This window comes from Halomonas caseinilytica (assembly GCF_001662305.1).
Lineage (GTDB): Bacteria > Pseudomonadota > Gammaproteobacteria > Pseudomonadales > Halomonadaceae > Halomonas > Halomonas caseinilytica.
In genome coordinates this window covers 141,574-165,469 of the sequence record NZ_BDEP01000013.1, presented here as the reverse complement: position 1 = coordinate 165,469, position 23,896 = coordinate 141,574, and the positions used below count along the sequence as shown (strand labels likewise).

23 protein-coding genes are annotated in these 23,896 nt (G+C 65.0%); 20 read left to right on the top strand and 3 right to left on the bottom strand.

Annotated elements, in window-relative coordinates; genetic code table 11:
• Nucleotides 1-32 precede the first annotated feature (32 nt).
• From A9O65_RS07305 to murB, 7 genes are read left to right on the top strand one after another with little or no spacing between them, the layout of a single operon-like run.
• Nucleotides 33-2,372, top strand: coding sequence for a DNA internalization-related competence protein ComEC/Rec2 (locus A9O65_RS07305; protein ID WP_064701764.1), 2,340 nt, complete (start codon nucleotides 33-35; stop codon nucleotides 2,370-2,372).
• Nucleotides 2,372-4,114, top strand: a complete 1,743-nt coding sequence (msbA, locus tag A9O65_RS07300; RefSeq protein WP_064701795.1) for a lipid A export permease/ATP-binding protein MsbA — start codon at nucleotides 2,372-2,374, stop codon at nucleotides 4,112-4,114. Before A9O65_RS07305 ends, msbA begins: the two co-directional genes overlap by 1 nt.
• Complete coding sequence (gene lpxK / locus A9O65_RS07295) at nucleotides 4,111-5,103, top strand: tetraacyldisaccharide 4'-kinase (RefSeq protein WP_064698794.1); 993 nt, start codon at nucleotides 4,111-4,113, stop codon at nucleotides 5,101-5,103. The genes msbA and lpxK overlap by 4 nt, the downstream gene beginning before the upstream one ends.
• 55 nt (nucleotides 5,104-5,158) lie before the next feature.
• Entirely contained in the window at nucleotides 5,159-5,368 is a 210-nt protein-coding gene (locus A9O65_RS07290) for a Trm112 family protein (protein ID WP_064698884.1), read from the top strand.
• A 9-nt stretch (nucleotides 5,369-5,377) separates the two neighbouring features.
• Nucleotides 5,378-6,151, top strand: a complete 774-nt coding sequence (gene kdsB / locus A9O65_RS07285; RefSeq protein WP_064698793.1) for a 3-deoxy-manno-octulosonate cytidylyltransferase — start codon at nucleotides 5,378-5,380, stop codon at nucleotides 6,149-6,151.
• Nucleotides 6,151-6,627: a low molecular weight protein-tyrosine-phosphatase gene (locus tag A9O65_RS07280; RefSeq protein ID WP_064698883.1), complete on the top strand. Its 477-nt coding sequence runs from the start codon at nucleotides 6,151-6,153 to the stop codon at nucleotides 6,625-6,627. The genes kdsB and A9O65_RS07280 overlap by 1 nt, the downstream gene beginning before the upstream one ends.
• Complete coding sequence (gene murB / locus A9O65_RS07275) at nucleotides 6,624-7,649, top strand: UDP-N-acetylmuramate dehydrogenase (protein ID WP_064698792.1); 1,026 nt, start codon at nucleotides 6,624-6,626, stop codon at nucleotides 7,647-7,649. Before A9O65_RS07280 ends, murB begins: the two co-directional genes overlap by 4 nt.
• Nucleotides 7,650-7,691: 42 nt before the next feature.
• Here murB and A9O65_RS07270 read toward each other — a convergent pair whose 3' ends face one another.
• Nucleotides 7,692-8,657, bottom strand: a complete 966-nt coding sequence (locus A9O65_RS07270; RefSeq protein ID WP_064698791.1) for a LysR substrate-binding domain-containing protein — start codon at nucleotides 8,655-8,657, stop codon at nucleotides 7,692-7,694.
• A gap of 124 nt (nucleotides 8,658-8,781) precedes the next feature.
• On the opposite strand from A9O65_RS07270, the gene A9O65_RS07265 reads away from it, so the two are divergent.
• The 4 genes from A9O65_RS07265 to A9O65_RS07250 all read left to right on the top strand — a co-directional run bounded on the left by A9O65_RS07265 (nucleotide 8,782) and on the right by A9O65_RS07250 (nucleotide 11,970).
• Nucleotides 8,782-9,651, top strand: coding sequence for a pirin family protein (locus tag A9O65_RS07265; RefSeq protein WP_064698790.1), 870 nt, complete (start codon nucleotides 8,782-8,784; stop codon nucleotides 9,649-9,651).
• 76 nt (nucleotides 9,652-9,727) lie between these two features.
• Entirely contained in the window at nucleotides 9,728-10,351 is a 624-nt protein-coding gene (gene ycaC, locus A9O65_RS07260) for an isochorismate family cysteine hydrolase YcaC (RefSeq protein WP_064698789.1), read from the top strand.
• A 59-nt stretch (nucleotides 10,352-10,410) separates the two neighbouring features.
• Nucleotides 10,411-11,352, top strand: a complete 942-nt coding sequence (locus A9O65_RS07255; RefSeq protein WP_064701763.1) for a pirin family protein — start codon at nucleotides 10,411-10,413, stop codon at nucleotides 11,350-11,352.
• A gap of 45 nt (nucleotides 11,353-11,397) precedes the next feature.
• A complete protein-coding gene (locus A9O65_RS07250) occupies nucleotides 11,398-11,970 on the top strand; it encodes an antibiotic biosynthesis monooxygenase (RefSeq protein ID WP_064701794.1) in 573 nt (190 codons plus the stop codon).
• A 157-nt stretch (nucleotides 11,971-12,127) separates the two neighbouring features.
• Here A9O65_RS07250 and rne read toward each other — a convergent pair whose 3' ends face one another.
• Nucleotides 12,128-15,577 carry a ribonuclease E gene (gene rne / locus A9O65_RS07245; RefSeq protein WP_064701762.1) on the bottom strand — a complete coding sequence of 1,150 codons (3,450 nt, stop codon included), beginning with the start codon at nucleotides 15,575-15,577 and terminating at the stop codon, nucleotides 12,128-12,130.
• 725 nt (nucleotides 15,578-16,302) lie between these two features.
• On the opposite strand from rne, the gene A9O65_RS07240 reads away from it, so the two are divergent.
• Genes A9O65_RS07240 through sppA form a run of 3 tightly spaced genes read left to right on the top strand, consistent with a single transcriptional unit; the run spans nucleotide 16,303 to nucleotide 19,032 of the window.
• The gene (locus A9O65_RS07240; protein WP_064698786.1) at nucleotides 16,303-17,250 is read left to right on the top strand and encodes an RluA family pseudouridine synthase; all 948 of its coding nucleotides are present in this window, start codon (nucleotides 16,303-16,305) and stop codon (nucleotides 17,248-17,250) included.
• A 12-nt stretch (nucleotides 17,251-17,262) separates the two neighbouring features.
• Nucleotides 17,263-17,913, top strand: a complete 651-nt coding sequence (locus tag A9O65_RS07235) for an HAD family hydrolase (RefSeq protein WP_064698785.1) — start codon at nucleotides 17,263-17,265, stop codon at nucleotides 17,911-17,913.
• A gap of 36 nt (nucleotides 17,914-17,949) precedes the next feature.
• Complete coding sequence (gene sppA, locus A9O65_RS07230; protein WP_064701761.1) at nucleotides 17,950-19,032, top strand: signal peptide peptidase SppA; 1,083 nt, start codon at nucleotides 17,950-17,952, stop codon at nucleotides 19,030-19,032.
• 79 nt (nucleotides 19,033-19,111) lie between these two features.
• Here the strand turns inward: sppA and A9O65_RS07225 are convergent, their stop codons facing one another.
• Complete coding sequence (locus A9O65_RS07225; RefSeq protein WP_064701760.1) at nucleotides 19,112-19,705, bottom strand: Maf family protein; 594 nt, start codon at nucleotides 19,703-19,705, stop codon at nucleotides 19,112-19,114.
• Between the two features lie 110 nt (nucleotides 19,706-19,815).
• On the opposite strand from A9O65_RS07225, the gene A9O65_RS07220 reads away from it, so the two are divergent.
• The 6 genes from A9O65_RS07220 to acpP all read left to right on the top strand — a co-directional run bounded on the left by A9O65_RS07220 (nucleotide 19,816) and on the right by acpP (nucleotide 23,819).
• Nucleotides 19,816-20,343, top strand: coding sequence for a YceD family protein (locus A9O65_RS07220; RefSeq protein WP_064698782.1), 528 nt, complete (start codon nucleotides 19,816-19,818; stop codon nucleotides 20,341-20,343).
• A gap of 32 nt (nucleotides 20,344-20,375) precedes the next feature.
• Complete coding sequence (gene rpmF / locus A9O65_RS07215) at nucleotides 20,376-20,546, top strand: 50S ribosomal protein L32 (protein WP_064698781.1); 171 nt, start codon at nucleotides 20,376-20,378, stop codon at nucleotides 20,544-20,546.
• Nucleotides 20,547-20,584: 38 nt separating this feature from the next.
• Complete coding sequence (plsX, locus tag A9O65_RS07210) at nucleotides 20,585-21,709, top strand: phosphate acyltransferase PlsX (RefSeq protein ID WP_064701759.1); 1,125 nt, start codon at nucleotides 20,585-20,587, stop codon at nucleotides 21,707-21,709.
• 5 nt (nucleotides 21,710-21,714) lie between these two features.
• The gene (gene fabD, locus A9O65_RS07205; protein ID WP_064698881.1) at nucleotides 21,715-22,686 is read left to right on the top strand and encodes an ACP S-malonyltransferase; all 972 of its coding nucleotides are present in this window, start codon (nucleotides 21,715-21,717) and stop codon (nucleotides 22,684-22,686) included.
• A 31-nt stretch (nucleotides 22,687-22,717) separates the two neighbouring features.
• On the top strand, nucleotides 22,718-23,461 hold the full coding sequence (fabG, locus tag A9O65_RS07200) for a 3-oxoacyl-ACP reductase FabG (RefSeq protein WP_064701758.1): 744 nt from the start codon (nucleotides 22,718-22,720) through the stop codon (nucleotides 23,459-23,461).
• A 124-nt stretch (nucleotides 23,462-23,585) separates the two neighbouring features.
• On the top strand, nucleotides 23,586-23,819 hold the full coding sequence (acpP, locus tag A9O65_RS07195; RefSeq protein ID WP_013331755.1) for an acyl carrier protein: 234 nt from the start codon (nucleotides 23,586-23,588) through the stop codon (nucleotides 23,817-23,819).
• Nucleotides 23,820-23,896: the final 77 nt, after the last annotated feature.

Below are 23,896 nucleotides of genomic sequence, written 5' to 3'. Positions count from 1 at the left end.
ACGGATGTCCTGGGCCGTTCAGGGATGATGGGATGAGACAGGGATGGGCCATGCCGTTGGCGCTCGCTGCCCTGGCGGGCGCATCGCTCGGGGCCTTCGCCACGACGGCGGCATTGCAGGGGCTGGGGGCCATCGGCCTTTGGTGCCTGGCATGGCGTCGCTGGCGTGAAGGTCTGTTGATGGCGGTGGTGATGCTCGTGGCCGTACGGGTCTTGATGGTGACAGGCGGTGAACTGGCGCCGGGACTGAGTCGCCAGGATGTGCGCCTCGACGCGCGCGTGATGGAGGTGTCGCGCCAAGTCGGGATGACGCGTCTCGAACTGACGGTCGAAGATTGCCGGCCGCTGGCCGCCGGGTTGCCTGCCTGCGATCGTCTGTCCCGGGTGCGACTGAGCGTCTACCAGGGGCCTGACATGCGGGCGGGAGAGCGCTGGCGGCTGACGGCCCGTCTGCGCCCGCCGTCGGGGTTCGCCAATCCCGGTACCTTCGATTATCGCGGCTGGCTCTGGCGCGAGGGCATCCAGGCCACAGGCTATCTGCGCCAGTCACCAGCGCCGCATCGGTTGGCCGAGGCCGGTATCTCGGTACACCGGCTGGCTCTGGCGCATCTCGATGAACATGAGCTGGCGCCCCGTCCGATGCGCTGGCTGGCGGCGCTGACCCTCGGTGCGGACCAGCGGCTCGAGACGCAGGACTGGGAATTGCTCAATGCCAGTGGCACCACCCACCTGGTGGTGATCTCGGGATTGCACATCGGCCTGGTGGCCGCCTTTGCGCTGGGCGTGTTGCGCCTGTTGGCGCGCTGCCTGGTACCGGGCGGCTGGCGCATGGCAATCTGGCCCTGGTGGTGCGCGGGCCTGGCCGCTACCGGCTATGCGTTGCTGGCAGGACTGGAAGCACCGGCACTGCGTGCCCTGATCATGACCCTGGTCGGGCTCTGGGTGGCCAGCGGTCGCCATGCGCCGGGTACCTGGCAGGCATGGTGGCTGGCACTGGCGCTGGTCCTGCTGCTCGATCCCTTGTCTGCCTGGCGCCCCGGGTTGTGGCTTTCCTTTATTGCCGTGGCGCTGTTGATCCTGATCTGGCAGGGACGCGCGAGACCGAAGGGCGTGCGTGGCTGGTGCCTGGCCCTGGTGCGTACCCAGTGTCTGTTGGCGCCGGTCATGGCGGCGGCCGTGCTGCTGGCTTTCGGACGACTCGCGCCGGCCGCACCCTTGATCAACCTGGTCGCGGTTCCCCTGGTCAGCAGCTTGATGGTGCCCCTGGGGCTGCTGGGCTGGTTGCTGGCCTGGATACCGCCGCTCTCGGCGGCCTGCTGGAGTCTGTTTGCGAACCTGACGCATCTTCTGGCGGTGGTCCTGGAGCGCGCCGTGGCGGTGCTGCCGCTCTGGGAGCCAGTGTCGGCACACCGCTTGCCACTGGCCATCGGCCTGGGGCTCGTCGGGGTGCTCTGGGCCTTGCCGGGCCTGGATCGGCGTTGGCGAATGCTCGGCACGCTGTTGCTGGCGCTTGGCGGCATCTGGCTATCGGTCGCGGCACCGGCCCGGGGCACCCTGTGGGTCAGGGTGTATGATGTCGGCCAGGGACAACTGGTGGAACTGCGCACTGCCCGCTATCGTGCGCTGGTGGATACCGGGCCGCGCTTCGGGTCTGGCTTCATGCCGCTCGAGACGCTATGGGCACCCGGCCAGGCGTTCGATGACGTGATCGTCAGTCATGGTGATCAGGATCATGCCGGCGGTCTGGCCGCCCTGAGCGCCGAGCATGATGTCGAACGCTATCTGGCGCCGCCGGGCGAGGCATTGCCGGTTGCGGCTTCCTCGTGTCGAGCGGGGCGCGTCTGGCGACGCGATGGCGTCGAGTTTCGCTTCCTGTGGCCGCCGCCGCGGGTCGAGGGGTTATCCGCCAACGACCGTTCCTGCGTCCTGCTGGTCACCGCCGGGGCGCATCGCCTGCTGATACCCGGTGATGTGGGCCGCCGGGTGGAGAGAAGCTTCCTGTCGATGCTGTCGGGATCGGTCGAAGTGCTGGTGGCGGGGCATCATGGCAGCCGTACCAGTTCCGGGCCGTCGCTGGTGGACAGACTCTCGCCCGGTGCGGTCATCTTCAGCGCGGCACGCGACAGTCGCTTCGGGCACCCCGCCGCCGAGGTGGTGCGCCGTTTTCGACGAGCGGGGACCTGTCTGTGGAGCACCGCCCAGGATGGTGCATTGACCCTGACGCTGGGTGGGCGCGACGATCCGCGTATCGCTGCGGCGCGGCCGCTCTCCTGGCGGCCTGGCGGTGTCGGGCAGGACTGCCTTGCGTTAGAATCGCCTGCAATCATGCCGGGCTTGCCCGTGCCTTCATCCACCGAAGCGGAGACTCCGTGATCGAACATTCCGGCTGGGTCCTCTACAAGCGTCTGCTGGGTTACGTGCGGCCTCACTGGCAGGCCTTCGCCCTGGCGATCGTGGGTTATTTGCTCTATGCGGCCTCGAGCACGGCGCTGGCCGAGATGATGAAGCGGCTGATCGACGGCATCCAGGATCCGGATGCTGCCTTTCGGTTGTGGCTACCTCTGTTCGTGGTGGGCATGTTTGCCTTCCGAGGGCTGGGGACCTTTCTCGGCACCTTCTTCATGAGCCATGTAGCACGCAACCTGGTGCATGCCCTGCGTTGCGACGTCTTCAACCACATGCTGCACCTCCCCGGACGTTTCTTCGACGCGCATTCCTCAGGGCATCTGATCTCGCGGGTCACCTATCATGTGGAGCAGGTGACCGGTGCCGCCACCAAGGCGATCACCATCCTGCTGCGCGAAGGACTTTTCGTGATCGGGTTGGTCGTCTATCTGCTGTGGACCAACTGGATGCTGACGCTGCTGTTTCTGGCCGTGACGCCATTGATCGGCGGTGTGGTCAGTTACGCCAGCAAGCGGTTCCGGCGCATTTCGCGACGTATCCAGCGCTCCATGGGCGATGTGACCCATGTGGCGTCCGAGGCACTCTCCGGCTACCGGGTGGTGCGTACCCACGGCGCCGAGGCCTACGAGAAGGCACGCTTTGCCGAGGCCAGCGAGGTCAATCGTCGCCAGAGCATGAAGGAGGCGTTGACCAAGGCCACCAGCACGCCGGTCATTCAATTGCTGGTGGCGCTTGCCCTGGCGGTACTGGTGTGGCTCGCCATGTCGCCGGCGCTGATGGCCGACATGACGCCCGGCGAGTTCGTGGCCTTCATCACGGCGGCATCCCTGATGGCCAAGCCGGTACGCCAGCTCACCGAGATCAATGCCACCGTGCAGAAAGGCATCGCCGCGGCGGCCGAGCTGTTTGGCCTGCTCGAAGAGGAGCCCGAGGAGGATGAAGGGGATCGGGAGCCGGGCCGCCTCGAGGGGCGGGTGCGTTTCGAGGGCGTGCGCTTCGCCTATGGCGAGGACCAGCCCGAAGTGCTCAAGGGCATCGACCTGGAAGTTTCCCCGGGCGAGATGATTGCCATCGTCGGTCGGTCGGGCAGCGGCAAGTCGACTCTGGTGGGGTTGCTGCCACGCTTCTACCATCCCACGGCAGGGCGTATTCTGATCGATGACGTGCCCCTCGAGTCGTATCGACTGGCGCCGCTGCGCCGCTGCATTGCCCTGGTGTCGCAGCAGGTCACGCTGTTCAACGCCAGTATCGCCGCCAATATCGCCTACGGTGTAGAGCAGGCCGACCCGGCCGCCATCGAGGCGGCTGCCCGGGCCGCTCATGCGCACGAGTTCATCGAGAAGCTGCCGGAGGGTTATGACACCGTGGTCGGGGAGAACGGTGTCATGCTCTCGGGGGGGCAGCGTCAGCGCCTGGCCATTGCCCGGGCGATCTTCAAGGATGCGCCGCTACTGGTGCTGGACGAGGCGACCTCGGCGCTGGATACCGAGTCGGAGCGTTATATCCAGGCGGCCCTGGAAGAGGTGTGTCGCGACCGTACCACCTTCGTCATTGCCCATCGGTTGTCGACCATCGAGCGCGCCGACCGCATCCTGGTGATGGAAGCCGGCGAGATCGTCGAGCAGGGCAGCCATGACGAGCTGCTGGCCCGGAATGGTGCCTATGCGGCTCTGCATCGGTTGCAGTTCCGGGAGAACGAACCGGTATGACCTCGCTCGCCGAGCGTTGGCTGGAAGCGGCCTATAGCGGTGAGCGTTGGCTGATGGCGCTGCGTCCCCTGGAGGTGCTCTATCGCGGTGTGATGCGTCGCCGAACGCAAGCCTACGTCGATGGGCGCCGGGCGGTCTGGCGCGCGCCGGTACCGGTGGTCGTGGTGGGCAATATCACGCTCGGCGGAACCGGCAAGTCACCGTTGGTCGCTTGGCTGGCGCGTCATCTCGGAGAGGCGGGCTGGACGCCGGGAATCCTGTCGCGAGGCTATGGTGGTCGTTCCGAGCGATATCCGCTGTATCTCGAGGCGGACACCCCGGTCACGGAGAGCGGCGACGAGCCGCGCATGCTGGCCGACCAGACCGACTGCCCGGTGGTGGTCGACCCGGATCGACCCCGAGGCGGTCGTCGACTGCTGGAAGCGGGCTGCGACATCCTGATCAGCGACGACGGCTTGCAGCACCTGGCGCTGGGCCGTGACCTGGAAATCGTCGTGGTCGATGGGCATCGTGGCCTGGGGAATGGACACTGCCTGCCGGCCGGGCCCTTGCGCGAGCCTGTCGAGCGCCTCGACACGGTGGATGCGGTGATGATCAATGGTCGGCTGTGCCGGGATATACCGGCTTGTGGCCATGCCATGCGCTTGACGCCCGTGGCCTGGCGCTCGCTGGGCGACGGTCGGCAGCGGGCGTTGTCGCCGCTGCCCTTCGATGGACCGGTGCACGCCCTGGCCGGCATCGGGCGGCCGGCACGCTTCTTCGAGACGCTACGGGAGCTCGGTGTCGAGTTCGAGGCTCATGCCTTCGATGATCATCATCATTTCACCGCCGCCGACCTGACCTTCGACGATGACCGACCGGTGGTGATGACTGCCAAGGATGCGGTCAAGTGCCGCGACCTGACCGGCACGGCCTGGAGCCTGGATGTGGAAGCGGCGCCCGAACCGGCCTTCGTCGACTGGCTGGACGCGCGCCTGGCGATGTTATGAACCCTCGTGCCATCCTCGGGAATGGCCGACGAAATCGCTCATGGGAGGCGATGACATGGACAAGGAACTGCTGGCAATGCTGGTGTGCCCGCTGTGCAAGGGCAAACTGAAATACGACCGCGAGGCCGGCGAGCTGTTGTGCCGTTACGATGGCCTGGCCTATCCCGTGCGTGACGGTATCCCGGTGATGCTCCCCGATGAGGCCCGGCAGATGGATGTCGACGAGAAACTGCCGGCGTCCCCCGGACACAGTGGCGAGGCCTGAGGGATGGGGATGCAGGATTTCATTGTCGTGATTCCGTCGCGCTTTGCCTCCACGCGTCTGCCGGGCAAGCCGTTACGAGAGATTGCCGGAGAGCCGATGGTCGCGCACGTCTGGCGTCGGGCCTTGGGCAGTGCCGCCGCTCGGGTGGTGGTAGCCACCGATGACGAGCGCATCCGTACCGCCTTCGATGGCCTGGATGCCGAAGTGGTGATGACCCGGGACGATCATCCCTCGGGCACCGATCGGCTGGCCGAGGTGGCCGAGCGGCTGGCGCTGCCCGACGATGCCGTTCTGGTCAATGTCCAGGGCGACGAACCCTTGATTCCGCCGGCCCTGATCGATCAGGTGGCCATGCGGCTGTTCGATGATCCCGGTGCTTCCATCTCGACCCTCGCCGAGCCGATCACCGAGGTCGAGACACTGTTTGATCCCAATGCCGTGAAGGTAGTGCGTGAAGCCTCGGGCAGGGCGCTCTACTTCTCGCGGGCGCCCATCCCCTGGGACAGAGACGCCTTTGCCGAGCGTCCCGAGCTGCTTCAGACCGATGCCTGGTTGAGACATATCGGCCTCTATGCCTATCGAGCAGGCTTTCTCGCCGAATATCGCGACTGGGCGCCGTCGCCACTGGAACAGCTCGAGCAACTCGAGCAGTTGCGTGCCCTGCACCATGGTCACGCCATTCAGGTCGGGCTGGCCCGGGAGCCCAATCCTCCTGGCGTGGACACCGAAGACGACCTCGAACGCGTTCGCCAATGGTTGCGTGCCGAAGGAGAAGAGACATGATTCGCGTACTTTTCGTCTGTCTCGGCAATATCTGTCGCTCGCCCACTGCCGAAGGCATGTTTCGCCGCATGCTCGATGAGGCCGGCTTGGCCGATCGCGTCGAGATCGATTCCTGCGGGGTCGGTCCCTGGCATGTGGGCGAGCCCCCCGACCCACGAGCCCGCAAGGCGGCGTCGCGTCGTGGGCTGGATATCAGCGGATTGCGTGGTCGACAGCTCGAGGCAGCCGATTTCGAGCGCTTCGATTATCTGTTGGCCATGGACGAGGACAACCTTGCTGCATTGCAGGCTCAGTGCCCGCCCGACTGCCGGGCGCATATCGGCTTGTTCCTGGCATTCGCCGGCCTGCCCGACACGCCGGTGCCCGATCCCTACTTCGGGGGAGAGCAGGGCTTCGAGGAGATGATGGATTTGCTGGAAGCTGCGTCCCGGGGCTTGCTGGAAAGTGTGCGCGAGCGACTGGAGGCATCGTCTTGAGCCTGGAGGTGCGGGTCGATCACGACCTTTCCGGCTTCAATACCCTGGGGTTGCCGTGTCGTGCCGAACGCTTCGTGGCACCGTCATCTGCCGCGCAACTGACAGAGGCGTTGGCACTGGCCGAGTTCGAGCGGCGCGCGCCATTGCTGCTCGGTGGGGGCAGCAACGTGATCCTGCCGGCGTCGCTATCGGGCCTGGTCATCCAGCCGGCGATGTCAGATTGGTGGCTGGAAGAGCGGGGGACGGAGGTGCTGGCCCATGTCGATGCCGGCGTGGTATGGCATGACCTGGTGATGGCACTGGCGCGCCGGGGGCTTTGGGGTGTCGAAAACCTGGCATTGATCCCCGGGCATTGCGGTGCGGCTCCCATCCAGAACATTGGCGCTTATGGCGTGGAGCTTCACGAGGTGCTGGAGGCGGTACGCGTGATATCGCTGGAAGATGGGCGCGAGACGACAATGACGCCCGATGAGTGCGCCTTCGGCTATCGCGACAGTATCTTCAAGCGCGAACTGGCGGGGCGGGTGGCGATCACGGGACTGGTCCTGCGGCTTTCCCGTCATGCCGAGCCGCGTCTGGCATATGGCGATCTGTCGCGTCGCGTTTCCGCGCATCCCACGCCACAGGAAGTGGCCGAGGCCGTCAGCGCCGTGCGCCGCGAAAAGCTGCCGGACCCGGCTCGGCTCGGTAACGCCGGGAGCTTCTTCAAGAACCCCGTCGTGTCACTCGGACACGCCGAGGCGTTGCGCGCCGAATATCCCGATATGCCGCAATTTTCCCAGGCGGCTGGCGTCAAGCTGGCGGCGGGGTGGCTGATCGACCGCTGCGGCCTGAAAGGATGGCGCCGAGGGCACTTCGGCGTCCATGATCGTCAGGCCCTGGTGCTGGTGCATCATGGCGGTGGTAGTGCCGGGGAATTGCTGGAGATGGCCACCGAGGTAGCCGAGAGGGTCCGTGACACCTTCGAGGTCGTGCTCGAGCGGGAGCCGCGCTTGTTCGGCGAGGCGGACGACGCGGGGTGACGGCACGCTAGCGTGTTCGTCCTTCGCCTCCCTCATGGCGAGTCATCGACTGTCTTCTTCTTTTCCTTCTCCTTCCTTTCGCGTTCCTTCCCTGTTCTGGAAGGTCAGGAAGTCCTCCTCCTCGATATGTTCATCCAGGAAATCCAGGAAGGCGCGCACGGCCGGCAACAGCCCCCGGCGTGAGGGAAATACCGCGTGGAGAATGCCGCTTCGGGGTTCCCAGCCGGGCAGGACGTCGACCAGGTTTTGCTGCACAAGGTCGGAATAGCCGACCAGCATGGCCAGCTTGACGACGCCGTGTCCCGCCAAGGCGGCCTGGTGGAGCGTCTCGGCGCTGTCCGTGACCAGGCGAGGCCGATGAGGAATCTGGGCCGTTGCTCCTTCCGGTCCAGTCAAGTCCCAGACATGTTGCTTGTCGTATTGTGCGAAATCCAGGCTGGGTAACTCACCGAGGTCGGCGGGCGTTTCCGGCAGCGGATAATGCTCGAAAAGACCGGGAGCCGCCATCAAACGTTGGGGGCTGCGGGCCAGGACCTTCATGGTCAGGTCACTGTCCTCCAGTGGGGGAAACCGTACCCTGATCGCCAGATCGAATCCTTCCTTTATGACATCGACGCGTCGACTGGTGGCCTCCACCTGCACGTTGACGTGCGGGCAATGGCTCATGAAACGAACCAGCAGCGGGGTGATCAGGTAGTGCAGCACGCTGGGCGAACAACTGAGCCGCACGGTGCCTCGTGGCTGCGCCTGATTGCGTTCGATCAGTTCCTCGGCGGCTTCGGCTTCCACCAGCATCGCGACGCAATGCTGGTAATAGGCCTGGCCGAGATCGGTGACGGAAAAGCGTCGTGTCGAGCGGTTGATCAGCCGGGTCGCCAGGCGCTCCTCGAGCTGGATGATGCGTCGGCTGAGTTTCGATTTGGGGATGCCGAGCGCGCGACCGGCGGGGGCGAAGCCGCCGTGATCCACGACCTGGACAAAGTAATAGAGATCGTTGAGGTCTTGCATACTATCGTCCTATAATTGGGACGGTCAGTCCCGGAAACGCTATCTACCTGGGTCTTCGTTCATAAATTAGCCTTCTGGGCATCGAGGCCTTGTGCCTCCATTACCACGCAGGAGTCTGACAGCGATGAAGAAGATCCAGGCTATATATGGTGCCCCGCGCGGTCACTGGGTCGGAGACGGGTTCCCCGTACGTTCCTTGTTCACCTACGACCGCATGGGGGCAAAGCATCTCAGTCCCTTTCTGTTGCTTGATCATGCGGGGCCTTACCGCTTCCAGCCAGCGACCAGGCCGCGCGGAGTGGGGGCGCATCCCCATCGCGGCTTCGAGACGGTCACGCTCGTCTACGCCGGAGAGCTCGAACACCGGGATTCCTCGGGCGCCGGCGGTCGTATCGGCCAGGGTGATGTCCAATGGATGACGGCCGGTGCCGGCATCGTTCATGAGGAATTCCATTCGCAGGCCTTTACCGAAAGCGGCGGCCCGCTCGAGATGGTTCAGCTATGGGTCAACTTGCCTGCTCGGGACAAGAACACGCCACCAGCTTATCAAACCCTTCTCGAGGCGGATATTCCACGAGTGCCGCTGGGGGAAGGGAGCGGCGAAGTGCGTGTCGTGGCCGGTGATTACGCAGGGAACCTGGGGCCAGCGAGGACCTTCACTCCCATCAATCTGTGGGACATACGCCTTGCATCCGGTGGAGAGGCAATCCTGCATGTGCCCGATGGCCATACTACCCTGCTGGTAGTGCTGGACGGGACGGTACTCGTCAATGGCGACACGGTCGTGCGCGACGAAGCCGTGGTGGTCTTTGACCGTCGTGGCGATGAGTTGCACCTCGAGGCCAATAATGAGGCCAAACTGTTGTTGCTGAGTGGTGAGCCCATCGACGAGCCCGTCGTGGGGCAGGGGCCCTTCGTCATGACCTCCGCGGAGGAAATTCACCAGGCGTTCATCGAATTTCAGGATGGTCAGTATGGCGTCCTGATTGACTAGCGGCGTAACCGCTGGTGCGTCACCCGGTCATCCCGTCGGGATGGCCGGGTCTTCCAACCGCAAGAGGAGAATGAGCATGTCCTTTACCTATCAGCGACTGAACAAGGACGACGTGGCACTATTGATGGTGGATCATCAGGCTGGCCTGCTGTCCTTGGCGCGCGATTTCAGCCCGGATGATTTCAAGAACAATGTGCTGGCGCTTGCCGACATCGCCAAGTTCTTCGACATCCCGACCATTCTGACCACCAGCTTCGAGGACGGCCCCAATGGGCCCATGGTGCCGGAACTCAAGGAGGCCTTCCCGAACGCGCCCTACATCGCCCGGCCGGGGCAGATCAATGCCTGGGACAATCAGGACTTCGTCGATGCCATCAAGGCCACCGGCAAGAAGCAGTTGCTCATTGCCGGCGTCGTGACCGAAGTCTGCGTGGCCTTCCCGGTACTCTCCGCGCTGGAGGAAGGCTATGAAGTCTTCGTGGTCACGGATGCGTCGGGCACCTTCAATCAGACGACTCGGGACGCAGCCTGGGACCGCATGTCCCAGGCCGGTGCCCAGTTGATGACCTGGTTTGCCGTCGGTGGCGAGCTGCATCGCGACTGGCGTAACGATATCGAAGGGTTTGGGGGGCTCCTGGCGAGCCACCTGCCGGCCTACTCCAACCTCATGCAGAGCTATGCTCAACAGGCATCATCCTGAAGCGTCAGGCTCGGCCCTTCGGGTCGAGCCTTTTTTCGCGTGCCGAAGAGGAGGGGAGCATGAGCACATTGGTGGAAGATCGTGAGATGGCATCCTCGATGGACTGTCCTGTCATCGATGGCAAGCGCCAGACGCAGCACGTGTCTCCTCGGACCGCCGATGTCGGCGGTATCGAGGTGAACCGAGTGTTGCCTTCGCGCCAGCGTCGCCTGATCGGGGCCTGGTGTTTTCTCGATCACGCCGGCCCGGCCGTTTTCAAGGGAGAGGCCGAGGGCTTGCGCGTCGGTCCCCATCCACACATTGGTCTTCAGACCTTCACCTGGATGCTCGAGGGCAAGGTGCTGCATCGCGATAGCCTGGGCAACGAGCAGATCATTCGGCCCGGGCAGGTCAACCTGATGACGGCAGGGCGGGGCATCAGTCATACCGAGGACTCGGTGCCCGGCGAGACGCACCTGCATGCCGCGCAGTTGTGGATCGCCTTGCCCGATGCGCACCGGCAGACGGACCCGCGTTTCGATCATTATCCCGATCTGCCCCGCTGGGCGTCACAAGGTGTCGAGCACACCCTGCTGACAGGCGAGTTTGCGGAGCACCTGGCGCCGACGCTGGCCTTTTCGGCGCTTGTCGGCCTCGACCTGACCAGTCGGCAAGGCGCTACCTTGACGCTGCCGTTGAGGGAAGATTTCGAGTACGGCGTACTGTCACTGGAAGGGGAGCTGGATATCGAGGGGGATGCCTTCGCGGCGAACGAACTGGCGTATCTGGGGCGTGGACGCGCTTCAGTCACGCTGTCGCTGCCTGCCGGAGGACATGCCATTCTGGTCGGGGGAGAGCCGTTGGGCGAGGAGATCCTGATCTGGTGGAACTTCGTCGGCCATAGCAGAGAGGAGATCGTTCAGGCCCAGCGCGACTGGGAAGAGGGCAGCGAACGTTTCGGGGTCATCGAAGGCCATGATGGTCCGAGGCTGATGCCGCCGCCGTTGCCCTGGGCGTCGTGATCCCGTTACGCCATTTCTCCTCATCATCGAGTGACGACCATGTCCATGATGTCATCTTCGACCTCCGCTCCCTCGCAGAACAGTGTCACCATTCGCATCCAGCATCGGGTGAATCCCGATGCCATCAAGCGTTATGAAGACTGGCTACGCCATATCATCGAGGTGGCCGGTCGCTATTGCGGTCATCAGGGCGTGCATGTGATGCGGCCCCCGCCCGGCCATCACGACTATGAAATCGCCTTGCGCTTTGCTTCGGAAGGCGATGCCGAGCGCTGGAGACACTCCGAAGAACGCCGTCGGCTCGTCGACGACATCCAGCCTGCCTTGCAGCAGAATGAAACCCTCGAGATTCATAGTGGTATCGACTACTGGTTCACCGCGCCCGAGTCGAAGAGCCAGCAGCCCGTGCGATGGAAGCAGTGGCTGGTCACCACGGCGGTGATCTGGCCGCTCACCATGATCGTGCCCATTCTTTGGCAACCAATCCTGACGTTGCTTCCCCAGCTCGATATCTGGGGAGTCCGCAATGGCCTGTTCGCCGCCACGATCGTCGGCCTTGTCGTCTATGTCGTCATGCCTCGGGTCGTGCGCCTCGTGGCGAAATGGATGTTTCGATGAGCCGTGCTCGGCCGCCGTCATCCGACTCGGGTGGGGAGGCGCGCCGGTATGGCAAGGGGCGTGCCATGGCGAAGGTTTTCATCATGCGTTCGCGCCTTGAATGAAAAGCGCCCGTGACCATGCGGTCACGGGCGCTTTTCGTCATGCAGGCCAGGCGTCAGCCCTGGCCACCTTCCTGGCGCTTGGCTTCCTGCTCGCGCCGACGAATTTCCCGAGGATCGTTATGTGCCCGACGGCGGCGACGCCGGGACGACGATGTGCTGGAAGACTCGTCCTTACCCTGAGGCTCGGCGGCCTTATCGGCCTTGGCTGATGCCTGAACCTGTTCCGGTTGTGGCGCCGGCTCGGCCTTCGGTGGCTGGGCCTGCGACGCCTCGTCCTTGGGCTCGGTGGCCTTATCGGCCTTGGCTGATGCCTGAACCTGTTCCGGTTGTGACGCCGGCTCGGCCTTCGGTGGCTGGGCCTGCGACGCCTCGTCCTTGGACTCGGCGGCCTTATCGGCCTTGGCTTCGACCGGTGCCTGGGGCTGCTCCGGCTGCGGAGTCGGCTCGGCCTTCGGTGCCTGGGCCTGCGACGCCTCGTCCTTGGACTCGGCGGCCTTATCGGCCTTGGCTTCGACCGGTGCCTGGGTCTGCTCCGGCTGCGGAGTCGGCTCGGCCTTCGGTGCCTGGGCCTGCGACGCCTCGTCCTGGGACTCGGCGGCCTTATCGGCCTTGGCTTCGACCGGTGCCTGGGGCTGCTCCGGCTGCGGAGTCGGCTCGGCCTTCGGTGCCTGGGCCTGCGACGCCTCGTCCTTGGACTCGGCGGCCTTATCGGCCTTGGCTTCGACCGGTGCCTGGGGCTGCTCCGGCTGCGGAGTCGGCTCGGCCTTCGGTGCCTGGGTCTGCGACGCCTTGTCCCTGGACTCGGTGGTCTCAGCGGCCTTGGCCTCGGCTGACGCCTGAACCTTTTCCGGCTGCGGAGTCGGCTTGGTCTTCGGTGCCTTGGTTTGCGGTGCCTCGTCCTTGGACTTGGTGGTCTCAGCGGCCTTGGCCTCGGCTGGCGCCTGAACCTTTTCCGGCTGTGGAGTCGGCTCGGCCTTCGGTGTCTTGGCTTGCGGCGCTTCATCCTTGGCCTGGGACTTCGCCTGGACTTCAGTCGATGCCGACTTTGGTGCCTGCTGGGACGCCTCAGACTTGGCCGTGGAGTCCTGCTGGGCCGAGGCTTCGGTCGTCTCGTCGCTGACCTCGGTTGCTGCCTCCTGCTTTACCGCTTCTTCCTGCAGGCGCTTCTGCTCGGCTTCCGCCTTGGGGTTCAAGGCATGCTGGCGGCTGCGCTGGCGCGGGTTGTTGCGGGTACGCTTGGGCTTGTCAGGAGTTGTCGACTTGGCGTCGTCGTTCTTGCGCTCCGTCTTGGCGGTGTCGGTGCTTCCCTTCTGGCGCTCGTTGTCGCTGGGCTTGCGATTGTCCTGAGACTTGGCGCGATTGTCCTGGCCCTTCTGGCTATCCTGGCCCTTGTTCTGGGCATCCTGACTCTTGCGCGTGTCCCGAGAGGAAGAAGCGCCGCGGGTCTCCTGAGCATTGTTGCGGCCATCGTCCTGTCGACGACTACGTCCGCCACGGTTGCCGCGCCCCTGATTGTCGGATGAGGTCGACTTGTCGTCTCCTTGAGACTGGCCCTTGGCGTTGCTGGAGCTGCGGTTGTCATGGCGGGAGCCCTCGGCTCGGTCCGAGCGTTGGCGCCGGTTGCGTTGGCGGCCGCTTCCGCTACTGGACGCGGAACTTCCGCCTTGATCACCTTTGGTCTGGTGCTTGTCGGCGTTGGACTTCTGGGGCTCGCTTCCCGACCGGCTCGCCTGGGCGCCGGCCTGACCGCTGCTGGCCTCTTCCTCGCCGTTGAGCAGTCGAGCGAAGCCCTTGACCAGTCGGCCCAGCACGCCTTCGCGTTGAGCCGGTACCGGTGCGGACGGCGTCTTGGCTGCGGGTTGCTGGCTCGGCGTGTCCTGCTGCAGGGAAGCTGGGGCAGGCTCGTGGTGCACGACGGTCTTCACGGCGGCTTCGTCACGCTTGACGGGCTTGCCGAATGCCGCCTCGGGTTCGCGACCGACCTCGGTGTCGGTGGAGATCTCGAAGCTGGACTGGATGCCGCCTTCCTCGTCGACGTGGTCGTCGCGCAGGCGCTGCACGTCGTAATGCGGCGTGTCCATGTCGGGGTGGGGCAGCAGCACCACACGCACATCCTGGCGTTTTTCGATGTCGGCCAGCACGCTGCGCTTCTCGTTGAGCAGGTAGGTGGCCACCGGCACGGGCAGGATGGCGCGAATCTGGGCGCTGCGCTCCTTCATGGCCTCTTCCTCGATCAGGCGCATGATCGACAGCGAGATGGAGCGAACGTCGCGGATGGTGCCCTGGCCGTCGCAGCGCGGGCAGACCACGCCGCTGGTTTCGCCGAGTGACGGGCGCAGGCGCTGACGGGACATTTCCATCAGGCCGAAGCGCGAGATGCGGCCGATCTGTACCCGGGCGCGATCGATCTTGAGGGCGTCACGCACGCGGTTCTCGACCTCGCGCTGATTGCGCGCCGGACTCATGTCGATGAAGTCGATGACCACCAGGCCGCCGATATCGCGCAGGCGCAACTGACGAGCGATCTCGTCGGCGGCCTCGAGGTTGGTCTGGAGCGCGGTTTCTTCGATGTCACTGCCGCGGGTGGCGCGCGCCGAATTGATGTCGATCGAGACCAGGGCCTCGGTATGGTCGATGACGATGGAGCCACCGGAGGGTAGCTTGACCTCGCGCTCGTAGGCGGTCTCGATCTGCGATTCGATCTGGAAGCGGGAGAACAGCGGCACCTCGTCGGCGTAGCGCTTGATCTTCTGCTGGTAGGACGGCATCACCTGGCGAATGAAGGTGAGGGCTTCCTGGTGAACGTCCTCGCTGTCGATCAGCACTTCGCCGATGTCCTGGCGAAGATAATCGCGCATGGCGCGAATGATGACGTTGGACTCGCGGTAGATGAGGAAGGGCGCGGGGCGCTTGCCGGCCTCGCCGGTGATCGACTCCCATACCTGCACCAGATAGTCCAGGTCCCACTGCAGTTCCTCGGGAGAGCGACCGATGCCGGCGGTGCGCACGATCAGGCCCATCTTGTCGGGCACGGTCAACTGGCCCATGGCTTCCTTGAGCTGGGCGCGTTCCTCACCCTCGATGCGACGCGAGATGCCGCCGGCACGAGGATTGTTGGGCATCAGGACCAGGAAGCGGCCGGCCAGGCTGATGAAGGTGGTCAGGGCCGCGCCCTTGTTGCCGCGTTCCTCCTTGTCGACCTGGACGATGACTTCCTGGCCCTCCTTGAGGACTTCCTTGATGCTGGGACGTCCCGAGGGCTCCTTGATGAAGTAGTCGCGGGAGACTTCCTTGAGGGGGAGAAAACCGTGGCGTTCGGCGCCGAAGTCGACAAAGGCGGCTTCCAGCGAAGGTTCGACGCGGGTGATCTTGCCGCGATAGATGTTGGCTTTTTTCTGTTCCCGGGCACCGGATTCGATGTCCAGGTCGTAGAGGCGTTGTCCATCGACCAGAGCGACGCGCAGCTCTTCGGGCTGGGTCGCATTGATGAGCATCCGTTTCATGGCGTCTCGCAAAATGGACGCGCCGGGAGTGCCCGGATAGCTCCATGAACCTGATGTCGGGCGGCGTCGAGCTCGGTATTTCGGCCAGGTGCCGGGCGATCCCGTGTCGGCGCCACTTGTGATGACGCGCTGGGCCGCCCACCATGTCTCGAAACCCGTGCCTCTCGCGACGACCATCAAGCCCGTGGGCTTCCGTGCATCGACGAAGGCGAACCGCTGGGTGCTGCGTGCTTGTGCTCAGCGCATGTCGCGGATGCGGAACTGCGCCCGGCCGTGTCGGTGGCGATTGCTTGGCCTGGCCGGCACGGCATGATCATGTTGAGTACGGGGCGGAGGCAGGACATGTCTCGGCGGGACTTCGCCCATCCGGCCCTGCGGTCACCGCCAACACCTGGCATTCATCGATTCGCCAACGCCGGCCTCCGGCACGATGTTGTACGTATCCCGTGATCTCCTATCGCGTCATTTCGGGCGCGATCGGGCGGGCGTGGCGTTGTATCGCTTTCACTTCGGCGGCGGGACCTCGGATTGGCGAGAGTCGTCGCGGCCTGATCTTGTCGTTCCGGCCTGCGTGTGCGTCGTGCAGGCGCGCTTCACGGGCATTTCAGCCCATTGGAACGAGTCGGCAATATAACAGTAAAGGGGGTGCCCAGCAATTGGCGCAGTATTGGCCTCACTACGGTAGAATGCCACCTTTCCGCAGATAGCCAGTGGAGTGAGCCGGCATGGCCGATGGCCGCGACGTACAATGGGTGGAAGTGACCGAGGGCCAGGCGGGTCAGCGAGTCGACAATTTTCTGATGACGCGCCTCAAGGGCGCGCCGCGCTCGCTGATCTACCGCATCGTGCGCAAAGGCGAGGTGCGGGTGAACAAGAAGCGCGTCAAGGCTGACTCGCGCCTGGCGACAGGCGATGTGGTGCGTATTCCACCGCTCAAGCTGGCGCCCCGCGAGGCGGTCCGCGAGGTCAGCGACAACCTGCGCAACCTGCTGGCCGGCAGCGTGCTGCTCGAGGGGCGCGACTGGCTGGTGATCAACAAGCCCTCGGGGCTGGCCGTGCACGGTGGCAGCGGGGTCAAGATCGGCCTGATCGAGGCGTTGCGACAGGTGCGCGAGGATCTGGACTTTCTCGAGCTGGTGCATCGCCTGGATCGCGACACCTCGGGTTGCCTGCTGCTGGCCAAGTCACGGCCGGCGCTGCTGACGCTCAATGCCGCGCTCAAGCGTCACGAGATGACCAAGCGCTATCTGGCGTTGGTGGCCGGGCGCTGGCCGGCACGCCGCGATTTCGTCAGCGCCCGGCTGGATCGCTTCGATGCCGGTAACGGCGAGCGGCGCGTGCGGGTCGATGCCAATGGCAAGGTGGCACGCACGCGCTTTGCCGTGCGCGAGACCTTTGCTGGTGCGACCCTGATGGAAGCGGAGCCGGTCACCGGCCGTACCCACCAGATTCGCGTGCATGCGGCCCATGCCGGGCATCCGCTGCTGGGCGACGACAAGTACGGTTCCCGTGAGGGGCAGCGCCTCGCGGCTCGATGGGAGCTCTCCAGGCTCTTTTTGCATGCTTCCTCGCTGACCTTTCCCGAGCCGACCAGCGGCAAGCCGGTGCAGATTCGCGCACCACTCGGCGCCTCGCTCGATGCCGTTCTCGAACGTGCCCGCCAGGCACGATGACGTGGAGATACCATGCGTTACCGACTGATGATCTTCGACTGGGATGGCACCTTGATGGACTCCGTGGCTCGGATCGTCGCCAGCATGCAGGCCGCCGGCCGGGACATCGGCTGGGGAGAGCTGCCGGACGATCGCGTGCGGGATATCATTGGGCTGGGCTTGCCCGAGGCCATCGCCAAGTTGTGCCCGGGCATCGATGCCGAGCGAGCCGAGGCGCTCAAGCAGCGCTATGCGCATTACTTCGTCGAGGGCGACGCGACGCCGATGCCGTTCTACCCCGGCGTGACCGAGGGGATGGCGCGTCTGAGGGCCGACGATCGCTCGCGCCTGGCCGTGGCCACCGGCAAGAGCCGGCGGGGACTGGACCGCGTCTTTCGCGAGAGCGGCAGCGGCGCCTGGTTCCATGCCAGCCGCACGGCCGATGAAACCCGTTCCAAGCCGCATCCGCAGATGCTCGAGGAACTGCTCGGCGAGCTCGGCGTGGCGGCCGAGGAGGCCGTGATGATCGGCGACACCGAATATGACATGGAAATGGCCCGGGCCCTGGGCATGGACCGCATCGCGGTGACTTACGGGGTTCATGAGCCGGATCGCCTCGCCGCCAGTCGACCGACCTTCACGGCCGGGAGCTTTCCCGAACTGATCGACTGGCTGCACGGTTAAGCACGTTTGCGCAAGCGTCTGGGAGACGAGGTCACGATGAGCGAAAACAGCGACGACTGGACCGAAGGGCCGGAGCTTTCGGCGGAGGAGGCGCAACGACGTCGGCAGGCTCGGAGGCAGGGCGAGCCCGAGCGGGCCGAGGGTGAGGATGCCGAGACGCTGCGCGAGCGCCGCCGTCTTGCCGAGCAGGCCATGCTCGATCGCTGGATCGACGGCGTGCTCGTCGAGCAGCGACGCACGCGGCGCTGGAAATTGTTCTTCCGTTTCGTCTTCGCCTTCCTGATTCTGGCCTCCCTGACGCTGACCTTCTACGGTCTCTTCGCCGCCCAGGGAACGATGGAGGCCGAAGGGCCGCATCTTGGCGTGGTTAAGGTGGAGGGCGTGATCGATCGCGAGTCGCCGGCGAGTGCCTCGCGTGTCATCGAGGGTATCGAGCGCGCCTGGGAAGCGCCGGGGGCCAAGGCGGTGGTGCTGCATATCGACAGCCCGGGCGGCAGTCCGGTGCAGTCGCAGCGGATTTACGACGCCGTGATGCGGCTGCGCGAGAGTGGCGACAAGCCGATCATCGCGGTCGTCGAGGACATCGGTGCCAGTGGCGCCTACTATATCGCCGCGGCGGCGGACGAGATCGTCGCCGCGCCGGCCAGCCTGGTGGGCTCCATCGGGGTGATCCACGCCGGCTTCGGCTTCGAGCAGGCCATCCAGCGGCTGGGCATCGAACGCCGGGTCTTCACGGCTGGCGAGAACAAGGACTTTCTCGATCCCTTCGCGGATGTCGAGCCCGCCCAGCGACGCTTTTGGCAAGACGTGCTGGCCACCACGCACCAGCAGTTCATCGATGACGTCAAGGCCGGGCGCGGCGATCGTCTGGCCGATGACGAGCGCCTGTTCAGCGGGCTGATCTGGTCCGGCGAACAGGCGCTGGAGCTCGGGCTGGTAGACCGGCTGGACAGCCTCGACGGTGTGGCCCGGCGTCATCTGGAAGACGTGCGTCTCCAGAATTACACGCCGCGTCTCGACCCCTTCGAGCGGCTGTCTCGGCTTTTCGGGCGTGTCGTGGCGTCGGTGCTGGGGCTGTCGAGCGCCGAGACGCCGGTGCGTTATCAGCTCGCTCCCTGAAGGGAGCGAGAGTTGTAAGCGTTAAGCTGTAAGTTTTAAGAACCCCTTTCCGTTGGCCTGCTTGGTAGTAGCATCCGGCTTACGGCTTACGGCTCGTCAGGGGATCGAGCCCGGCGTCGCGGAGCATCTCGCAGAGGCGGATGAGCGGCAGGCCAATCAGGGTGTTGGGGTCGTCACCTTCGAGGCGTTCGAACAACGTGATGCCAAGGCCTTCCATGCGGAAGCTGCCGGCGCTGTCCAGTGGGCGTTCCCGCTCGACGTAGCGGGCGATCTCGTCGCTCGTCAGACGGCGGAAGACAACGTCGTAGTGTTCGTGGCATACCCGGTGACTGCTGTGGCGGGTATCGATCAGGGCCAGGCCGGTCAGGAAGCGTACGCGGTTTCCGGAGAAAGCGGCCAGTTGCTGGCGTGCTGCGGCTTCGTCGGCGGGCTTGCCGAGCGGGCGGCCATCGAATACCGCGACCTGGTCGGAGCCGATGATCAGGTGGTCCGGCCAGTCCGCCGCTAGCCGCTCCGCCTTGGATAGCGACAGGCGGTGCACCAGGGATTGTGGCGACTCGCCATCGCGCGGTGTCTCGTCGATGTCCGGGCTCGCCCAGGCATAGGGAATCTCCAGGCGATCGAGCAGTTGGCGACGAAAGCGTGATCCGGAGGCGAGGACCAGTCGTGACATGGGATCTCCTGGCGAAATGAGACGGGATGGCGAAGCTCTCGCAACACATTGTAACCCGAGACGATGGCGGCTTTGACAGGGGCTGGGGGAGTGCCTATCATTGCGCGCCTATGTTGACCTCACGACTTCCGAGCCGGGTCGAGCCCTACAAGCTCGCCGCTCACGGCGAACACCTCGAGGGCCTTGCTGCACTGGCCGATATGCCTCGGCTTGCCGAGGAAATCGGCGAGCAACTCGGGGATGCTCAGGTATGGCTGACGTTCACCATCGATGCCCAGGGGCGTCGGACGATCGAAGGCCATCTCGAGGCCGAATTGCAGTTGCCGTGCCGACGTTGCCTGTCGCCCATGGCAAGCGAGGTCGAGAGCGACTTCCTGCTGGGGCTGGTGACCAGCGATGCCCTGGCGGCGGATCTGCCGAGCACCCACGAGCCGGTGCTGGTGGAAAACGAACAGCTGAACCTCCTGTCGGTGGTAGAGGATGAACTGATCCTCAGTCTGCCCCAGGTGGTTTACCACGACGAGGCCGATTGCAAGGTCTCGCGCGACCAGCTGAGCAGCGGGGCGGGTACCGTCGGTTCGGACACGCCCTCCAAGAGCCCCTTCGATGTGCTCAAGCATCTCAAGGGCAAACACTGATATTTTATCGATTCACTCTGGAGTGATATCTCATGGCAGTTCAACAGAACCGCAAGACCCGTTCCAAGCGCGGCATGCGTCGCAGCCACGACGCCCTGACCGGCAAGGCGCTGTCCCAGGACAAGGAAACCGGCACCACCCATCTGCGCCACCATGTGGCTCCGGATGGCTACTATCGTGGTCGCAAGGTCGTCGACGTCTGAAGACGGCGATCTTTACGCCATGACGCTTGACCACTGAGATGCGGATTGCCGTTGACGCCATGGGAGGGGACCTGGGGCCCCACGCCGCCGTGGCGGGTGCCGCCAGTGCTGTCATGGCCGACCCCGATCTCGAGATCCGGTTGTTCGGTCCGGCCCGACATCTGGAAGACGAGATCTCTCGGCTGCCGCGGCCTCTCGCCGCGGCGTCGTCGCGTTTATGCGTCGTGGATGCCCCCGGGGTCGTCAGGCAGGACCAGCGCCCCGCTCAGGTGCTGCGCGGCAATGACGACACCAGCATGTCGGGCATGTTGGGGTGCCTGGCGCGGGGCGAGGCCGAGGCCGGCGTCAGTGCCGGCAATACTGGCGCCCTGATGGCACTGGCGCGTCGTGCGCTCGGCATGGTGGGCGGCATGCCTCGACCGGCCATCAGCACCGCGATACCGACACGCCGCGAAGGTCGTTGCTACCTGCTCGACCTGGGGGCCAATGTCGATGCCGAGGCCGAGCGACTCAGGGACTTCGCCCTGATGGGCGACGTCATGGCGCGACGCCTCGACGACCTGGCGCATCCTCGAGTCGGCCTGCTCAACGTCGGTGTCGAGGGCACCAAGGGGACGGCCAGTGTCCAGCGGGCCGATGAGCTGCTCAAGCGCGAGCCGGGATTGCACTACCAGGGATTCGTCGAAGGCGATGCCATCTTTTCCGGCGAGGTCGATGTGGTGGTGTGCGATGGGTTCGTCGGCAATGCTGTGCTCAAGGCCAGCGAGGGCTTGGCGCGCATGCTGGTGCGTCGGGTTCAGGCAACCTTCGAGGCTCACTGGTCCAGTCGGCTGGTAGGGTGGCTGGCACGCCCCGCTCTGGCGCGACTTCGAGGGGAGCTCGATCCGGTGCGCTACAACGGGGCCAGTCTGCTGGGGCTCGATGGCATCGTCATCAAGAGTCACGGTGGAGCCGATGCGGCCGGCTTCCACTATGCTGTGGTGCGCGCGGCACGGGAAGTGGCCCATGACCTGCCGGCCTGCCTGGCTGCAGAACTCGGCCAGTGCCGGTCTGCTGGCGCCTCGGCCGTCGATGACGGTCGAGATGCCAGCGGATCCTGGACGCTTGCCACCGCTGTCACGGATGCGGCGGATGGCGAGACAAGTCAACAAGAGCAAAGGTGATCGACATGACTCAACCCCTTGCCCTCATCTTTCCCGGGCAGGGCTCCCAGCAGATCGGCATGCTGCGCGAGCTGGCGGAACGCTACAGCGTGGTGGGCACCACTTTCGAGGAAGCCTCCGATGCGCTGGGCTATGATCTCTGGCAGGTGGTCCAGGAAGGGCCCGCCGAGGCGCTCAACGCGACAGCCTGCACCCAGCCGGCATTGCTGACCGCCAGTGTGTCGATATGGCGGGTCTGGCAGGAGCTGGAGGGGCCGCGGCCCACCGCCATGGCCGGCCACAGCCTGGGGGAATACAGTGCCATGGTGTGTGCTGGTGCGCTGCCTTTCGCCGAAGGCGTGCGTCTGGTCAAGTTGCGTGGCGAGGCGATGCAGGACGCCGTTCCTATGGGCGAGGGCGCCATGGCGGCCGTGCTCGGTCTCGATGACGATACGGTCGAGGCGGCCTGTGCCCAGGCAGCCGAGGGCGACGTCGTGGCGGCGGTCAACTACAATGCGCCGGGACAAGTGGTCATCGCCGGCAGCAAGGCGGCCGTCGATCGCGCCATCGCGGCCTGTCAGGAGGCGGGTGCCAAGCGTGCCATGCCGCTGCCGGTATCGGTACCTTCGCATTGCGACCTGATGCGTCCGGCGGCTGACCGGCTGGCCGAGGCAATGGCATCGATCGAGTTGCGTGCACCGCGTTACACCGTGATCCAGAATGTCGATGCCGAGGCACATGCCGATGTCGAGACGCTGCGCACTCGCCTGATCGAGCAGCTCTATCAGCCGGTGCGCTGGACCTCCTGCGTCGAGGCCCTGTCGGGGCTGGGGGCCGAAGTGTTCATCGAGTGCGGTCCCGGCAAGGTGCTGACCGGCCTCAACAAGCGAATTGCCCGGGGTAGCCGAGGCTTGTCCGTCAATGATCCGGACAGCCTCACCACTGCCCTGGAACTGGCCCGCGAAGCGGTGGGCCAGTCGCCGTCGGCCAACGGCTGACTCCCTCTCCCGGACGAGAATGGAAGAGAGCATGACAACCGAGCGTAGAGTCGCCCTGATCACCGGGGCCAGTCGCGGCATCGGCCGCGCCATCGCCCACGAGCTGGGACGCCAGGGACGCATCGTGATCGGTACCGCCACCAGCGATGCCGGCGCCGAGCGTATCGACGCCGATCTCAAGGAACAGGGCATCGAGGGTGCCGGGCGGCGCCTGGATGTCACCGACCAGCAGAGCGTGGATGCCCTGGTCAAGTCCATCGGCGAGGAATTCGGTGCGCCGACCATCCTGGTCAACAATGCCGGCATCACCCGCGACAATCTGCTGATGCGCATGAAGGAAGAGGACTGGGACGCGGTCCTGGATGCCAACCTGAAGTCGGTCTATCGCGTCAGCAAGGCCTGCCTGCGCGGCATGACCCGGGCACGCTTCGGCCGCATCGTCTCCATCAGTTCGGTCGTCGCCACCATGGGTAACCTTGGGCAGGCCAACTATGCGGCGGCCAAGGCCGGCATGGAGGGCTTCACTCGGGCACTGGCGCGCGAAGTGGCAGCCCGCGACATCACGGTCAACGCCGTGGCACCGGGCTTCATCGCCACCGACATGACCGAATCGCTGCCCGAGGCGCAGCAGGAAGCGCTGCTTGGCCAGATTCCGCTTTCGCGGCTCGGCCGGCCGGAAGAAATCGCCGCTGCAGTGGGCTTTCTGACCGGCGAGACGGCAAGCTATATCACTGGCGAAACCCTGCACGTCAATGGCGGCATGAACATGCGTTGATGCCGCGGCATGCGGCGGTTGCGTCGACCCAGAGCGGTCTATAAACTACCCCGCAGCTTATGCTTGCGGATTTGAACCGGCTGGTCATCAGAACGGCTAACGTGAACGACTGGAGTACGTCATAATGAGCACCATCGAAGAGCGCGTGAAGAAGGTTGTGGCCGAGCGCCTGAACGTCAAGGAAGAGGATATCCAGAGCTCATCTTCCTTCACCGAGGATCTCGGTGCCGATTCCCTGGATACCGTCGAGCTGGTGATGGCGCTCGAAGAGGAATTCGATACCGAGATTCCCGACGAGGAAGCCGAGAAGATCACCACCGTTCAGGAAGCCATCGACTACGTTAACGCCCACCAGTAAGGGCGCGGTCGACCCCGCTTGCTGAAAGGTCCGGGAATTGCCCGGAGAGAGCCGTCCTGCCATGCAGGGCGGCTCTT

Bases quoted from the DNA above. Each gene is read 5' to 3' on its own strand.
- A9O65_RS07305 (WP_064701764.1), top strand. From the start codon at position 33: ATGAGACAGGGATGGGCCATGCCGTTGGCGCTCGCTGCCCTGGCGGGC.
- lpxK (WP_064698794.1), top strand. From the start codon at position 4,111: ATGACCTCGCTCGCCGAGCGTTGGCTGGAAGCGGCCTATAGCGGTGAG.
- A9O65_RS07290 (WP_064698884.1), top strand. From the start codon at position 5,159: ATGGACAAGGAACTGCTGGCAATGCTGGTGTGCCCGCTGTGCAAGGGC.
- kdsB (WP_064698793.1), top strand. From the start codon at position 5,378: ATGCAGGATTTCATTGTCGTGATTCCGTCGCGCTTTGCCTCCACGCGT.
- A9O65_RS07270 (WP_064698791.1), bottom strand. From the start codon at position 8,657: ATGCAAGACCTCAACGATCTCTATTACTTTGTCCAGGTCGTGGATCAC.
- A9O65_RS07265 (WP_064698790.1), top strand. From the start codon at position 8,782: ATGAAGAAGATCCAGGCTATATATGGTGCCCCGCGCGGTCACTGGGTC.
- ycaC (WP_064698789.1), top strand. From the start codon at position 9,728: ATGTCCTTTACCTATCAGCGACTGAACAAGGACGACGTGGCACTATTG.
- A9O65_RS07255 (WP_064701763.1), top strand. From the start codon at position 10,411: ATGAGCACATTGGTGGAAGATCGTGAGATGGCATCCTCGATGGACTGT.
- A9O65_RS07250 (WP_064701794.1), top strand. From the start codon at position 11,398: ATGATGTCATCTTCGACCTCCGCTCCCTCGCAGAACAGTGTCACCATT.
- rne (WP_064701762.1), bottom strand. From the start codon at position 15,577: ATGAAACGGATGCTCATCAATGCGACCCAGCCCGAAGAGCTGCGCGTC.
- A9O65_RS07240 (WP_064698786.1), top strand. From the start codon at position 16,303: ATGGCCGATGGCCGCGACGTACAATGGGTGGAAGTGACCGAGGGCCAG.
- A9O65_RS07235 (WP_064698785.1), top strand. From the start codon at position 17,263: ATGCGTTACCGACTGATGATCTTCGACTGGGATGGCACCTTGATGGAC.
- sppA (WP_064701761.1), top strand. From the start codon at position 17,950: ATGAGCGAAAACAGCGACGACTGGACCGAAGGGCCGGAGCTTTCGGCG.
- A9O65_RS07225 (WP_064701760.1), bottom strand. From the start codon at position 19,705: ATGTCACGACTGGTCCTCGCCTCCGGATCACGCTTTCGTCGCCAACTG.
- A9O65_RS07220 (WP_064698782.1), top strand. From the start codon at position 19,816: ATGTTGACCTCACGACTTCCGAGCCGGGTCGAGCCCTACAAGCTCGCC.
- rpmF (WP_064698781.1), top strand. From the start codon at position 20,376: ATGGCAGTTCAACAGAACCGCAAGACCCGTTCCAAGCGCGGCATGCGT.
- plsX (WP_064701759.1), top strand. From the start codon at position 20,585: ATGCGGATTGCCGTTGACGCCATGGGAGGGGACCTGGGGCCCCACGCC.
- fabD (WP_064698881.1), top strand. From the start codon at position 21,715: ATGACTCAACCCCTTGCCCTCATCTTTCCCGGGCAGGGCTCCCAGCAG.
- fabG (WP_064701758.1), top strand. From the start codon at position 22,718: ATGACAACCGAGCGTAGAGTCGCCCTGATCACCGGGGCCAGTCGCGGC.
- acpP (WP_013331755.1), top strand. From the start codon at position 23,586: ATGAGCACCATCGAAGAGCGCGTGAAGAAGGTTGTGGCCGAGCGCCTG.